Below are 13,180 nucleotides of genomic sequence, written 5' to 3' on the forward strand. Positions count from 1 at the left end.
GAAGCCATGCATGCGCGGGTGCCGAGGCCCTTCGACGTCGCACTCGCGACGGCGGTCGGCGTGGTCTCCTGCGTCGGTTCGGTGGCGGCGTCCCGGCACCAACCCGGCGCGCAGCCGCTCGACGCGGCGGCCTTCGTCCTGCTCGCGGTGGGTCCGGTCGCGCTGCTGTGGCGGCGGTCCGCGCCCGTCACCGTGCTCGCGGTGACCGTGGCCGCGGCGCTGGCCTACCTGCTGCTCGGGTACGGGGAGGGACCCGTCTTCCTGTCCCTGCTCGTCGCGTTCCTCACCGCCGCCCCGACGACCCGGCGCTGGCCGATGTACGCGCTACCGGCCGTCGGCTACGTGGTGTTCGTGTGGGGGGTCCCGTGGGTCACCGGCCGCGCCGTGCCACCGGCCGCGGCGATGGTGGGCCTCGCCGCCTGGCTGCTCACCCTGCTGGCGGTGGCCGAGCTGATCCGGCAGCGCCGCGAGGCCGCCCGGGCTCGCCGCCAACGCGCCCTTGCGGCCGCCCGCAGCGCCGAGGAGGAACGTCTGCGCCGCGCCACCGAGGAGCGGCTCGACATCGCCCGCGAACTGCACGACGTGCTGGCACACAGCCTTTCGATGATCAACGTCCAGTCCGGGGTGGCCCTCGAACTGCTCGAGAGCCGGCCGGAGCAGGCCGGCATCGCGCTGGCCTCCATCAAGACCGCCAGCCGCGACGCCCTGCTCGAGGTGCACTCCATGCTGCGGACGCTGCGCCGCGGCGGCGCCGACCTGGCGCCGCTCACGCCGGCGCCCACCGTCGCGGACCTCGACGCCCTGGTGGAACGGGCCCGCACCGCCGGAATCCGGGTGCAGACCACCTCGACAGGTGCGGCGCAGCCCCTTCCTGCGGCGGTGGACCTGGCGGCAGCCCGGATCGTGCAGGAGGCGCTGACCAACGTCGCGCGACACTCCGGCCAGACCGCGGCCCGGGTGTCGGTGCGCTACCTGCCCGGTGCGCTGGAACTGGAGGTGGACGACGACGGCACGGGCGACGGCGGTGACGCGGGCCCGCGCGGCGCCGGCATCGCGGGGATGACCGAGCGTGCCCACGCGCTCGGCGGCACCCTGAGCGCGGGACCCCGGTCACCGCAGGGCTTCCGGGTACACGCGCGACTGCCCCTGACCGGCACCGACGTCGGCGGCGGTGGGCCGACGTGAGGCCGCACGCGATCCGGGTCCTGGTCGCCGACGACCAGGCACTGGTGCGGGCCGGGTTCGCCGCCCTGCTCGACGCCCAGGACGGCATCGAGGTGGTCGGCCAGGCCCGGGACGGCGCGGAGGCGCTGCGGCTGGCCACCGAGTTGGTGCCCGACGTGGTGTTGATGGACATCCGGATGCCGGTGCTCGACGGGCTCGAGGCCACCCGCCGGATCGCCGCCCGGCCCGCGCTGTCCGGGGTCCGGGTGGTGGTGCTGACCACCTTCGAACTGGACGAGTACGTCTTCGAGGCGATCCGCGCCGGCGCCGCCGGGTTCCTGGTCAAGCACACCGAACCGGCGGACCTGGTGCGTGCGGTGCGGGTGGTCGCGGACGGCGAGGCGCTGCTCTCCCCCGGCGTCACCCGACGGCTGCTCGCCGAGTTCGCGGCCCACGCCAAGCCGGCCCCGGACGCCGCCCCGCTGGCCGGGCTCACCGATCGCGAACGGCAGGTGATGACCCTGGTGGCGGAGGGCCTGACCAACGCCGAGATCGGGGAACGGCTGTTCCTGAGTCCGGCCACCGCGCGCACCCACGTCAGCCGGATCCTGTTCAAGCTCGGCGCGCGGGACCGCACCCAACTGGTGGTGCTCGCCTACGAGTCCGGGCTGGTGCGGCCCGGCTGGCGGGACTGACGTACGTCTCCGCGCGTACCCGAGGTACCGCGCGGCGGCCGATGCGCGCGACCCCCGCGAGCGGCCAGGCTCGGGACATGAACACTCTCAGCGCACAGACGTCCCTGCTCCTGGCCGACCACTTCGACGGCCGCTACGGACCCGGCTGGGGCCCCGGCCCGTGGTTCGTCCTCGTCCCCATCGCCTTCTGGGTGACCGTGATCGTGCTGGTCGTCCTCGCCCGTCGCCGTTGGCGCGGACACCACGGCGAGTCCACGCTGCGCGACGTCTTCGCCCGCGGCGAGATCACCGAGGCCGAGTACCGGGCCCGGTTGGCTGTGCTGCGGGAGACCCGGCGATGAGGGTCGTGGTGGTCGAGGCCCCCGCCCGCTCGGGCGCCGACTGGACCGCGCGGGCACGGCACCTCGAGGAGTGGGGCTTCGGCTCGCTGCTGGTGCCGGACACCCTGTGGACCACCTCGCCCTTCCCCGCATTGGCGGCCGCGGCGGCGACGACGACCACGCTCGGGCTGCGGACCTGGGTGGCCGCGGCGCCGCTGCGCACGCCGGCCGCGCTGACACGGGAATGCACCGCCCTGCAGGAACTCTCGGACGGACGGTTCGAGCTGGGCATCGGGCCGGGGCGCCCGGACGCCGAGGAGGAGGCGCGGCGGCTCGGCGCGTCCTGGGGCTCCGCACCGGACCGGATCGCCGCGGTGGAGGAATCGGTGGCCGCGGTGCGGGCGGGCGTCGACCCGGCGCCGGAGGTGATCGTCTCGGCGGCGGGGCCGAGGATGACGGCCGCCGCGGGGCGGATGGCCGATCGCATCGCGCTGGCCCTCGGCCCCACCGCGACCGAGGCAGATCTGACGGCAACCGTGGCAGCCGCGCGCGAATCATGTGGCCCGGCAATGGTGTTCACCCATTCGCTGGTGGGCGTCGGCGAAGCGTTGCCGTCGTGGTTCGCCCGGACCGGCGGACCCACCCTCGCCGAACTCCGGCGGCTGGGCTCGGCCGGTCTGCTGCCCGCCGACCCCGGCCGGGCCGTCGACCTCCTGCGCGAGCGTGAGGAGCGGCTCGGCATCACGGAGGTGACGGTGCCGGGCGAGCTTGCCGAGGCGTTCGCCCCGGTGCTGGCCCGGCTCCGCCTGTCCCCCGCGCGCTAGTCGGCGATCTTGCGCAGCTGCTCGATCAGCGAGACCCGGCCCGCCGAGTCCGCGGCGAGGGGCGCGACGTTCAGGGTGGTGACACCGGCCTCCGCGAACGCGGCGACCCGCTCCTTGACGTAGCCGGCGGGACCGATCAGCGAGATCGCGCGGACCAGCTCGTCCGGCACCGCGGCCGCGGCCTCCTGCTTCTTGCCGGAGAGGTAGAGCTCCTGGATGGTGGCGGCCTCGGCCTCGTAGCCGTAGCGGCAGGCCAGGTCGTTGTAGAAGTTCTTGCCCACCGCGCCCATGCCGCCGATGTAGAGGGCCAGGTTCGGCTTGACCCACTCGAGCATGTGGTCGACGTCCTCGCCGATGGCCAGCGCCGGGCTGGCGAAGACCTCCAGCTCGCCGAGGCTCGGGTCGCGCTTGGCCTTGCCCTTGGCCAGCGACTCGCCCCACACGCTCTGCGCGCGCTCGGGGTGGAAGAAGATCGGCTCCCAGCCCTCCGCGATCTCCGCGGTCAGCGCGACGTTCTTCGGGCCGAGGGAGGCGATGACGATCGGGATGCGTTCGCGCACCGGGTGGTTGATCAGCTTGAGCGGCTTGCCGAGCCCGGTGCCCCTGTCCGCGGGCAGCGGGATCTGGTAGTGCTTGCCCTGGTAGTTGACCTTCTCGCGGCGCCAGACCTGACGGCAGATGTCCACCAGCTCGCGGGTGCGACCGAGCGGGGCGTCGTAGGCCACGCCGTGGAAGCCCTCGATCACCTGCGGGCCGGAGGCGCCGATGCCGAGCACGAAGCGCCCGTCCGAGACGAAGTCCAGCCCCGCCGCGGTCATCGCCATCAGCGAGGGTGTGCGGGTGTAGATCTGGAAGATGCCGGACGCCAGCTTGACCGTCGACGTCTTCGCGGCGAGGTAGCCGAGCTGGCTGACCGCGTCGAAGGAGTACGCCTCGGCGATGAAGGCGATGTCGAGGCCCGCGCGTTCGAGGTCTCCGACCTCCGCGACGGTCTCGGCGAAACCGCCGCTGTAGGTGATCTGCATTCCGATCTGCACCGGGCACCTCGTATCTGTTCGTGGGACGTTCCCTCGCACCCTACGCAGCGCGGCCGCGCGAACGTATGACAGAAGTGACCGTCATCCATGACCGAGTGACCCTACGATCGCGCCGTGAGACGAAAGACGCGGATCGACTGGCCGGACGCGCACGTGCTGGTCACCGGAGGCTCCCAGGGCATCGGCGCCGCGGTGGCCCGCGCCGCCGCGGCCCGGGGTGCGACGGTCTCGATCATTGCCCGCGGCGAGGACCAGCTGCGCTCCACGGCCGAACCGCTGGGCGCGAACTGGGCGGTCGCCGACGTCACCGACCCGACGGGACTGTCGCGGGCGGTCGAGCAACTCGAGGCCCGGTCCGGTCCCTGCGACGTACTGGTCGCGTGCGCGGGCACCGCCCTGCCGGGGCGGTTCCTCGAGGTGCCGGTCGAGGAGTTCGAGTCCCAGATGCGGCTGAACTACCTGGGAGCGGTGCACGCCGCGCGGGCGGTGCTGCCGGGAATGGTCGCCCGCGGCCGCGGCACCGTGGTGCTGACAAGTTCGACCGCCGGGCTGATCGGGGTGGTCGGCTTTCTACGCGCCAGCTAATTGCCGCGGTGCACGAACTCGCGCACTGCCTGCGCTACGAGGTGCAGCCGGCCGGGGTCACGGTCGCGGTGCTGTACCCACCGGACACCGACACCCCCGGCTTCGCCGTCGAGAACACCCGCAAACCCCCGGAGACCGCGGCGGTGTCGGGTGCCGTCGCCCCGGTCTCGCCCGACCGGGTCGCGGCCGCGGCGCTGAAGGGGATCGAGCAAGGCCGCCACCACATCTCGGTGGACCCGCTGACCCGCGTCCTGGTCCGGGCCGGTGGGATCGCCGAGCCTGCGCTGCGGCCGTTCCTGGCCCGCACCATCCGCAGGTCCCTGCGCACCCAGGGTTAGGGCAGCGTCCACAGCACCGTCGTGACGAGCCAGAAGACGACGGCGGCCGCCGCCAGGAACGCCAGCGAGACCACCAGTCCGAGAGTGTCCCGGCGGCGGTCGCGATGGTCGGCCGGTTCGAGCCAGAAGCCCAGCGCGCGGGTGACCACCGGCATCACCACCCAGGTCAGCAGAGCGACCGAGGCGACGTTCCCGACCAGCAGCGTGAACCAGAGCGCAGCATCCGGCCACAGTTCGGTGAGGGCGACGGTGAGGACCACCACGGTCGGATACAGCCCCACCAGGACTGAGAGCGCCGTCTTCCAGGACGCGGTGGCGACCGCACCGGGCCCGGCGGCCGGGAACCACGAGCCGTACGGGTCGACGATCCGCTGAACCTCGAAGTCCCGACGGTCGCGACGTTCCGCGAGCAGCGCGGCGCGGTCGGGTGAGCCGAGCCAGCCGTCGAGGTGCGCCGCGGTGTCGAAGCTGACCACGGTCGTCCAGCTGTCCTGGATCCCCGGCACCGGTCGGTGCAACCGCGAGCCGCGGAACCCGGGAAACTTGGCCTCCGCCTCGACCACCCGCCGCTGCCAGGCCAGGAACTCGGCCTCGGCACCGGGCAGGTACGGGTGGGTGACCACGACCGTTGCCACGTCGTCGTCCGGCGCGGCCGCGAGCACGTGCTGGGTGGGCGGCGCCGCGAGGAGGTCCGCGCCACGCGCCAGCAACGCGCGCCGGGTGGCGCTGCCGAGCCAACCTCGCAGGTGGTCGGTGTCGTCGAAGCGGTAGACCACCGACCACTGCGCATCTGACTCGGGCTCGGTGTCGGCGGGCGCGGTGACCTCGGCGCCGAGGAATCCGGCGAACCCGGCGGCCGCGGCATCCACCTGGTCCTGCCAGCGCCGGAACTCCGCACGGCGGCCGACGCGAACGCGCTGCGTGACGACCACCGTCGCGCAGGTTGCCATGTGCCGCCTCCACCTCATCGCCCTCGGCTCCAGCCGATCGGCGCGGGTCATTCAATCTACGCCACGGTGACGTGGCTCACTTCCGGCCCGAAGTGTGTCTGAGCCGACAATATTGCGCGTCTCTGCAATATTGCAGAGACGTGCAATTTCAGTACGGTCAATCAGGTGAACTGCTCCCTGCCCCTGCGCGACCGCAAGAAGGCGGCCACCCGCACCGCGCTGAGCAATGCGGCCCTGCGGCTCGCCCGCACCGTGGGCGTCGACGCCGTCACCGCCGAGGCCGTCGCCACCGAGGCAGGGGTGTCCACCCGGACCTTCCACAACTACTTCACCTCCAAGGAAGAAGCGATCCTGTACCGCTTCGAGACGGAGGCGAAGGTGTGGGCGCAGCTGCTGCGCGCCCGGCCCGCCGACGAGCCCATCTGGGAGTCCCTCGAGCAGCTGTCCCTGAACCTGATCACCGATCCGGCCCGCACCCTCGACGAGACCGTCGCGGTGATGGCCCTGGTCGAGGACAGCCCAGCCCTGATGACCCGCAAGGTGGAGATGAGCGGGCGGGTCGCGCGGATCATCGGCGAGGCGATCGCCGAGCGCACTGGCACCGACATCGACGCCGACCTGTACCCGAACCTGGTGCAGATGGCCGCGGCCGCCGCCTGCAAGTCCGCGATCGAGCTGTGGCTGCGCGGTACGTCCAGCGCCAGCTCCCCCGAAGAGCTTGTCTCCCAGGCATTCCGGCAGCTGCGGGCGGGCCTGCCACCCCCCACAGCCGCCGCCACCCAGTCCTGACAGTCCCAGACGCACCGAAGGGTCCTCCATTGGCCACCTATCTGTACCGGATCGGCAAGTTCGCCTATCGGCGAAAAGGCACTGTGCTGGCGATCTGGCTCGCAATCCTCGTGCTGATGGGGGTCGGCGCCGCCACCCTGTCCGGGCCGACCAACGACTCGGTCACGATCCCCGGGACACCGGCGCAGCAGGCCCAGGACCTGATGGCCGAGCGTTTCCCGGCCGCGGGCAAGGACCCGTTCAACTCACTGAGCGCACGATTCGTCTTCGCCGCCCCGGCGGGCCAGACCCTGGACACCCCGGTCAACGAGGCGGCGATGGACGCCGTGCTGGCCAAGGTCCGCACCATCGAACTGGTCGAGCCGGCGGCAAAGGTCGACCCGGGCGCACCCGTCGCCGAGGGCACGCACAGCGCCGCGCTGGTCAATCCCGTTGTCGCCCACACGGAGTTGCTCGAACAGATCACGGCACAGGCCGAGGAGCAGGGCAAGCCGGTCGACCAGGCGGTCACCGACGCGCAGGCCCTGTCCGCCCTGAGCCCCGACGCGGCCGTCGGCTACGTCGACGTCCCGTTCAGCGGCGAACACACGGACGTCACCAAGGCCCTCACCGACGAGATCGACGCGGCCGCGCAGGCCGGTCGTGACGCCGGGCTGACCGTGCAGGTCAGCGGCAGCGCCGCCCAGAGCGTCGACATGCCGGGCGGCACGACCGAACTGATCGGCATGGCCGTCGCCGCGGTGGTCCTGATGATCACCTTCGGGTCGCTGGTGGCCGCGGGACTGCCGCTCATCTCGGCGATCATCGGCGTGGGCATCGGCAGCATGGGCATCACCATCGCCACCGGGTTCACCACGCTCGGGTCGATGACCCCCACCCTGGCGATCATGATCGGCCTGGCGGTGGCCATCGACTACTCGCTGTTCATCGTCTCCCGGTTCCGCCACGAGATCTCGGTGACCGACGACCGGGAGGAAGCCGCCGGACGGGCCGTCGGCACCGCCGGGTCCGCAGTGGTGTTCGCAGGCCTGACCGTCATCATCGCGCTGGTCGCGCTGCGGGTCGTCGGAATCAAGTTCCTCACCGACATGGGCTCGGCCGCCGCGTTCGCGGTGTTCGTCGCGGTACTCATCGCGCTGACCTTCCTGCCTGCGATGCTCGGTCTGTTCGGCCGCAAGGCGTTCGCAGGCAAGATCCCGTTCCTCACGTCGAAGGACCCCGAGTCCGACGAGGGGAAGCCGGGCATCGGCACCCGGTACGCCCAGGCGGTCACCCGCGTTCCCCTCGTACCGTTGATCGGCGGCGTGCTGCTGCTGGCGGTGCTTGCCCTGCCTGCCGCCGGACTGCGGCTGGCACTGCCCAGCCAGGCCACCGCCGACCCCGCCACCAGCGCGCGGCAGGCCTACGACCTGATCGACGAGGGCTTCGGTCCGGGCCGCAACGGCCCGTTGGTGGTCGTCGTCGACGCCAAGGACGCCACCGTGCCTGCGGACCAGGCCTTCGGCGACGTCGTCACGCACATCGAGAGCCAGCCGGACGTCGCCAACGCCCAGGTCGTCGGGGTCAACCCGGCCGGTGACACCGCGCAGATCCTGGTCACCCCGGCCAGCGGGCCGAGCGACCCGCGGACCGTCGAACTGATGAAGTCCCTGCGCGACGGCGAGGCCGGCCTGCACGAGCAGATCGGCGTCAACTACGGGGTCACCGGCATGACCGCGCTCGAGACGGACGTCTCGGACCGGCTGCAGTCCGCCCTGCTCCCGTACCTCGCCGTGGTCGTCGGGCTGGCGTTCCTGCTGCTGATGCTGGTGTTCCGCTCGATCCTGGTGCCGCTGACCGCGACCCTGGGCTTCCTGCTCTCCGTCGCGGCGACCTTCGGCGCGACCGTCGCGATCTTCCAGAACGGCTGGGGCGGGCTGATCGCGAACCCGCAGCCGCTGGTCAGCTTCATGCCGATCTTCCTGATCGGCGTGGTCTTCGGGCTGGCGATGGACTACCAGGTGTTCCTGGTGACCCGGATGCGTGAGGAGTACGTGCACGGCGCGTCCGCCAAGGAGGCCGTCACCGTCGGGTTCAGCCACGGCGCCCGGGTGGTCACCGCGGCGGCCCTGATCATGATCTCGGTCTTTGCGGCCTTCATCGCCGAGCCGGACTCGTTCATCAAGTCGGTCGGTTTCGCGCTGGCCGCGGCGGTGTTCTTCGACGCCTTCGTGGTCCGCATGGTGATCATCCCCGCGGTGATGGCCCTGCTCGGCGACAAGGCCTGGTGGCTGCCGAAGTGGCTGGACAAGATCCTGCCGAACGTCGACATCGAGGGCGAGAAGCTGCGGACCACGCAGCCCGCACCGGAGCCGAACGAGGACGACGCGGTCCCCGCGCGGTAGGCAGCGCACTTCTCCGAGGGCACCGTGTCCGCACCGCACAGGTGCGGGCACGGTGCCATCATCGTCTGAAGGTCCCGCGACGGAAGGCGAGCACCAGTGGCAGCAACCGAACCGGGCCGGCCGAGCTCCGTGGTGCGGACCGCGCGCTTCTGGGCGGCACCGCTGGTGGTGGTCGCCGCCCTGATGTCGCTGCTCGCCGGGCTCTACCTGGGCGGCGTCCTCGACGCGCAGGAGGAGCTGCACGACTTCCCGATCGCGCTGGTCAACCAGGACGAGGGCGAGACGCCCGCCACCCCGGGCGCGCCGCCGGTGAACTTCGGCGACCAGATCGCCGACGGACTGGTCGCGAACGTCCCCGCGGACAAGATCGACCTGCAACGGATCGGCATCGCGGCCGCGCGGCAGCGGCTCGGCGACGGCGACCTCTACGGCGCGATCGTGATCCCGAGCGACTTCAGCAAGCGACTGCTGATCCTCGCCGAGGCCAGCGTGGTGCCCGGCGACGTCGAACGGCCGATCATCACCGCCTACACCAACCCCCGCACCGGGACGTACAGCGCCGGGATCGTCACCACCGTCACCCAGCGCGCGCTCGACGAGGTGAACGCGACGGTCGGCAGGCAGCTCACCGAGCAGGTCAACGCCCAACTGGCAGGCATGGACGGCGCCCCGCAGGTCGCCGGTGCCGCCCGGCTGACCCTGGCCGCCCCGATCGACGTGGTGACCACGCCGTTCCACCCGCTGCCCGCGGGCACCGGCAGCGGGCTGTCCGCGTTCTACTACGCGCTGCTGCTCCTGCTGGCCGGCTTCACCGGCGGCATGATCGTGCACTCGCTGGTCGACGCCGCCCTGGGCTTCGCGCCGACCGAGTTCGGCCCCCGCTACGTGCACAACCCCGCCGTCGAGATCTCCCGACTGCACACCCTCCTGCTCAAGTGGGCGGTGATGCTGGTGCTGGCGCCGCTGGTGTCCGGGCTCTACGTCGGGATCGGCCGGGCGCTGGGCATGCCGATCCCCCACGGCCTCGGGCTGTGGCTGTACGGCGCGTTCGCCATCACCGCGGTGGGCGTCACCGCGCTGTCGGTGCTGGCCGCCTTCGGCACCGCGGGACTGCTGGTCAACCTCATCCTGTTCGTGGTCCTCGGCCTGCCCTCCTCCGGCGCCACCATCCCGATCGAGGCGACGCCACCGCTGTTCGGCTGGCTGGCGAACTTCGAGCCCATGCACCAGGTGTTCCTCGGCGCCCGTGCGCTGCTCTACTTCGACGGCGGCGCGGACCTGACCCACGCGGTCGCGATGACCGGGGTCGGGCTGCTCGTCGGACTCCTGCTCGGCCTGGTGGTGACGAGGCTCTACGACGTGAAGGGATTCCACCGCGGGACGGCGGCACCGGAGCCGGAGCAGCCGCCGACATCGCCGTCACCGGGCGTCGGATAGACTCCGCTGCGGTGTGTACACACACAACGCCTTCGTAGCTCAGGGGATAGAGCAACCCTCTCCTAAAGGGTAGGTCGCAGGTTCGAATCCTGCCGAGGGCACCGAGTCGCCGCTTCTCTTCTTTCACCCCCGTGGGATGAGGCTGGGCAGCACGTCCGCCGGGATCCTGGAAGCTCCACTGGTGCGAGCTCAGGAGCGTCGAGGCATGGACAAGTCAAAGGTAGACCTGGCTGCGGATCTGAACAGGATCGGCGTCCCGGACCGGGTGGAAACACCCCTGGGCACGTTCGAGTTCTTCGACGGCGTACCGCTGCCCGACTCGACCCGCGCACTGTACGACGGCCTGGACTTCGTCCGCGGCATCGACGCCTTCCTCAACGCCGTGCCGGGCGCGTCCCTGGTCGCGATGCGGCACGGCCTCCGCAGTGTCGGCGTCGACGGGCTGAACGTCCTCGGCGTCACCGACCCCCGAGCCAACTCGGGAAGCTACTTCCTGACCCCGAACACCGCCACCGCGTACGGAACGATGTTCATCGACCTGCGCGACGGGCCGGTGGTCATCGAGCCGCCGACGAACTCCCTGTGTGTCGTCGACGACTTCTGGTTCCGGTACGTGACGGACATGGGCATCGCCGGGCCGGACAAGGGTCAGGGCGGAAAGTACCTGTTCCTCCCGCCCGGATACACCGGCGACGAGCCCGAAGGCTACTTCATCTGCCGCACAACCACTTTCACCAACTGGGTGGTCATCCGCGCCCTCGACGGGATCGCGGCCGTCAAGCAGTCCCGCGTCTACCGACTCGCCGACGCGGGCGCTCCCCCCGAGATGACCTTCGTCAACCTCGCGGAGCAGGTGTTCAACACCGTCCACGCCAACGACGCCTCCTTCTTCCACGAGATCGACGAACTCGTCCAGGAGGAGCCGGACGGCTCACTCGACACCGAGCGGGCAGGCCAGCTCGCCGCCATCGGCATCGAGCACGGGCGCCCCTTCGCACCGGACGAGCGCCTGTCCGCGATCCTCGACTCGGCGGCGAAGACGGCGGCGGGCATGAGCCGCGCGCTGCTGTACTTCCCGCGCGACGCGGAGGCCTTCGTGTTCGACGGTGCGTCCTGGAAGGAGGGCTTCGTCGGGGGCAGCTACGAATTCCTGCGCGGGCAGGCCCGGCTGCTCGACGCCCGAACGCAGTTCCACTACTTCGCCACCGTGATCACGCCCGCGATGGCCCACGCGCAGGTCGGAGCGGGCTCCGCCTACACCTACACGGCCCAGGACTCGCAGGGGCGTCTGCTCGACGGTGCGAAGACCTACCGGCTCACCCTCCCGCCGAACCCGCCGGCGAAGAACTTCTGGTCGCTCGACATCTACGACACCCAGACCCGGTCCCTGCTGCAGACCGACAACCCGTACCCGAGCCTGATGAGCCTGAGCGGCACCGTCGAGGAGGAGCTGGACGGGTCGATCGTGCTGTGGTTCGGACCGACCGTGCCGGCCGGGAAGGAGGCGAACTGGATCCGGACCGTCCCCGACAAGAGCTGGTTCCCGATGCTCCGTCTCTACGGTCCACTCCAGCCGTGGTTCGACAAGGCCTGGCAGCCCGGCGAGGTCGAGGAAGCCAGCTAGCCAAGCGGACTCCACCGACGACGGGGCAGCGGCGGGTCGGCGTGCACACCGACCTGCTGTTGCCCCGGACACATTGTCCATGCACTATGTCCGGGTGCGCCGAATCGGACATCGCCCCGTCACGCTGGTCCTCGTCGCCGTCTCCGCGCTGGCACTGAGCGGATGCTCGATCCCCACCACCGGTGCGGACACCGATGCCGACGCCACCTCGACCGAGTATCCGATTGCCCAGACCGAGCTGCCGTCCACCGCCGCGGTCGGCAACTGCGGTCCGAACAGCGACGCCACCGTCAAGAAGGGCACGCTGACCATCGCGACCGACTCCCCCGCCTACGAGCCCTGGTTCAGCGATGACGATCCCGCCAACGGCGAGGGATTCGAGGGAGCGGTCGCGAAGGCCGTCTACGAGAAGCTCGGCTACCGGGCCGGGCAGGTGGAGTTCGTCCGGGTGCCGTGGGGCGAGGCGATGGCGCCCGGGCCCAAGAACTTCGACTTCGACATCAACCAGTTCACCATCGTCGGCGAGCGGCGCGACGCCGTCGACTTCTCGTCGCCGTACTACGCGGTGGCGCAGTCGATCGTCGCGATGACCGGCACCCCCGCCGCCTCGGCCCGCAACCTCAACGACCTGGTGCCCTACCGGCTCGGCGCGCAGCGCGGGTCCACCAGCCTCCTCGCGGTCACCGGCAGCATCCACCCCGTCCAGCCGCCCGTCGAGTTCGACACCACCGACGCCGCGAAGGCGGCGCTGGCCGCCGGGACCATCGACGCCCTGGTGGTGGACATTCCGACCGGGTTCCAGATCACCGCCGCGGACCTGCCGAAAAGCACTCTGGTGGGCCAGTTCCCGCGACCCAACTCGGTCACAGAGTTCTTCGGCCTGTTGCTGGAGAAGGGCAGCCCGATGACCCCGTGCGCCTCGGCTGCGGTGGACTCGCTCTACGCGGACGGCACCCTGGACCTGCTCGCCCAGACCTGGCTCGTCGACACCGGCGACGCCCCCTTCCTCGAGTAGCGTGGGCCGTCGGGCGGA

Annotated in this window: 13 protein-coding genes and 1 tRNA gene; 12 read left to right on the forward strand and 2 right to left on the reverse strand. The window is 71.3% G+C overall.

The window, feature by feature from the left end:
• The first annotated feature begins 6 nt into the window (after nucleotides 1-6).
• From ACFO6S_RS06820 to ACFO6S_RS06835, 4 genes are all read left to right on the forward strand, one after another.
• Complete coding sequence (locus ACFO6S_RS06820) at nucleotides 7-1,185, forward strand: sensor histidine kinase (RefSeq protein WP_378415356.1); 1,179 nt, start codon at nucleotides 7-9, stop codon at nucleotides 1,183-1,185.
• Nucleotides 1,182-1,859, forward strand: a complete 678-nt coding sequence (locus ACFO6S_RS06825; protein WP_378415358.1) for a response regulator transcription factor — start codon at nucleotides 1,182-1,184, stop codon at nucleotides 1,857-1,859. The genes ACFO6S_RS06820 and ACFO6S_RS06825 overlap by 4 nt, the downstream gene beginning before the upstream one ends.
• A gap of 77 nt (nucleotides 1,860-1,936) precedes the next feature.
• Nucleotides 1,937-2,200 (forward strand): SHOCT domain-containing protein, encoded by a 264-nt coding sequence (locus ACFO6S_RS06830; protein WP_378415360.1) that lies wholly within the window; start codon nucleotides 1,937-1,939, stop codon nucleotides 2,198-2,200.
• The gene (locus ACFO6S_RS06835; RefSeq protein WP_378415362.1) at nucleotides 2,197-3,003 is read left to right on the forward strand and encodes an LLM class flavin-dependent oxidoreductase; all 807 of its coding nucleotides are present in this window, start codon (nucleotides 2,197-2,199) and stop codon (nucleotides 3,001-3,003) included. The genes ACFO6S_RS06830 and ACFO6S_RS06835 overlap by 4 nt, the downstream gene beginning before the upstream one ends.
• On the opposite strand, the gene ACFO6S_RS06840 is transcribed toward ACFO6S_RS06835, so the two are convergent.
• Nucleotides 3,000-4,040, reverse strand: a complete 1,041-nt coding sequence (locus tag ACFO6S_RS06840) for an LLM class F420-dependent oxidoreductase (RefSeq protein ID WP_378415363.1) — start codon at nucleotides 4,038-4,040, stop codon at nucleotides 3,000-3,002. The two genes, ACFO6S_RS06835 and ACFO6S_RS06840, sit on opposite strands and share 4 nt — an antisense overlap.
• Before the next feature lie 114 nt (nucleotides 4,041-4,154).
• Here ACFO6S_RS06840 and ACFO6S_RS06845 point away from each other — a divergent pair, with 114 nt between their 5' ends.
• Both ACFO6S_RS06845 and ACFO6S_RS06850 read left to right on the forward strand, forming a co-directional pair.
• A complete protein-coding gene (locus ACFO6S_RS06845) occupies nucleotides 4,155-4,625 on the forward strand; it encodes an SDR family NAD(P)-dependent oxidoreductase (RefSeq protein ID WP_378415365.1) in 471 nt (156 codons plus the stop codon).
• Nucleotides 4,626-4,633: 8 nt separating this feature from the next.
• Nucleotides 4,634-4,963, forward strand: a complete 330-nt coding sequence (locus ACFO6S_RS06850; protein ID WP_378415367.1) for a Rossmann-fold NAD(P)-binding domain-containing protein — start codon at nucleotides 4,634-4,636, stop codon at nucleotides 4,961-4,963.
• Here ACFO6S_RS06850 and ACFO6S_RS06855 read toward each other — a convergent pair.
• Nucleotides 4,960-5,913 (reverse strand): antibiotic biosynthesis monooxygenase, encoded by a 954-nt coding sequence (locus ACFO6S_RS06855; RefSeq protein ID WP_378415369.1) that lies wholly within the window; start codon nucleotides 5,911-5,913, stop codon nucleotides 4,960-4,962. The genes ACFO6S_RS06850 and ACFO6S_RS06855 overlap by 4 nt on opposite strands.
• A 165-nt stretch (nucleotides 5,914-6,078) precedes the next feature.
• Here ACFO6S_RS06855 and ACFO6S_RS06860 point away from each other — a divergent pair, with 165 nt between their 5' ends.
• From ACFO6S_RS06860 to ACFO6S_RS06885, 6 genes are all read left to right on the forward strand, one after another.
• Nucleotides 6,079-6,702 carry a TetR/AcrR family transcriptional regulator gene (locus ACFO6S_RS06860; protein ID WP_378415371.1) on the forward strand — a complete coding sequence of 208 codons (624 nt, stop codon included), beginning with the start codon at nucleotides 6,079-6,081 and terminating at the stop codon, nucleotides 6,700-6,702.
• A gap of 29 nt (nucleotides 6,703-6,731) precedes the next feature.
• Nucleotides 6,732-9,086 carry an MMPL family transporter gene (locus tag ACFO6S_RS06865; protein WP_378415372.1) on the forward strand — a complete coding sequence of 785 codons (2,355 nt, stop codon included), beginning with the start codon at nucleotides 6,732-6,734 and terminating at the stop codon, nucleotides 9,084-9,086.
• Between the two features lie 183 nt (nucleotides 9,087-9,269).
• Entirely contained in the window at nucleotides 9,270-10,523 is a 1,254-nt protein-coding gene (locus ACFO6S_RS06870; protein WP_378416098.1) for a YhgE/Pip domain-containing protein, read from the forward strand.
• A 28-nt stretch (nucleotides 10,524-10,551) separates the two neighbouring features.
• A tRNA-Arg gene (locus ACFO6S_RS06875) sits at nucleotides 10,552-10,624 on the forward strand.
• A 104-nt stretch (nucleotides 10,625-10,728) separates the two neighbouring features.
• Nucleotides 10,729-12,147 carry a DUF1254 domain-containing protein gene (locus ACFO6S_RS06880; protein ID WP_378415373.1) on the forward strand — a complete coding sequence of 473 codons (1,419 nt, stop codon included), beginning with the start codon at nucleotides 10,729-10,731 and terminating at the stop codon, nucleotides 12,145-12,147.
• Between the two features lie 79 nt (nucleotides 12,148-12,226).
• Nucleotides 12,227-13,162, forward strand: coding sequence for an ABC transporter substrate-binding protein (locus ACFO6S_RS06885; protein ID WP_378415374.1), 936 nt, complete (start codon nucleotides 12,227-12,229; stop codon nucleotides 13,160-13,162).
• The last annotated feature ends 18 nt before the right edge of the window (nucleotides 13,163-13,180 follow it).

It is taken from the genome of Rhodococcus kronopolitis, from assembly GCF_042654025.1.
In the GTDB taxonomy this organism is placed as follows: domain Bacteria; phylum Actinomycetota; class Actinomycetes; order Mycobacteriales; family Mycobacteriaceae; genus Rhodococcus_G; species Rhodococcus_G kronopolitis.

What these genes read in the sequence shown, in the direction of transcription:
- ACFO6S_RS06855 (WP_378415369.1), bottom strand. Translation starts at nt 5,913, where the DNA reads ATGGCAACCTGCGCGACGGTGGTCGTCACGCAGCGCGTTCGCGTCGGC.
- ACFO6S_RS06870 (WP_378416098.1), top strand. Translation starts at nt 9,270, where the DNA reads ATGTCGCTGCTCGCCGGGCTCTACCTGGGCGGCGTCCTCGACGCGCAG.
- ACFO6S_RS06830 (WP_378415360.1), top strand. Translation starts at nt 1,937, where the DNA reads ATGAACACTCTCAGCGCACAGACGTCCCTGCTCCTGGCCGACCACTTC.
- ACFO6S_RS06880 (WP_378415373.1), top strand. Translation starts at nt 10,729, where the DNA reads ATGGACAAGTCAAAGGTAGACCTGGCTGCGGATCTGAACAGGATCGGC.
- ACFO6S_RS06835 (WP_378415362.1), top strand. Translation starts at nt 2,197, where the DNA reads ATGAGGGTCGTGGTGGTCGAGGCCCCCGCCCGCTCGGGCGCCGACTGG.
- ACFO6S_RS06820 (WP_378415356.1), top strand. Translation starts at nt 7, where the DNA reads ATGCATGCGCGGGTGCCGAGGCCCTTCGACGTCGCACTCGCGACGGCG.
- ACFO6S_RS06885 (WP_378415374.1), top strand. Translation starts at nt 12,227, where the DNA reads ATGCACTATGTCCGGGTGCGCCGAATCGGACATCGCCCCGTCACGCTG.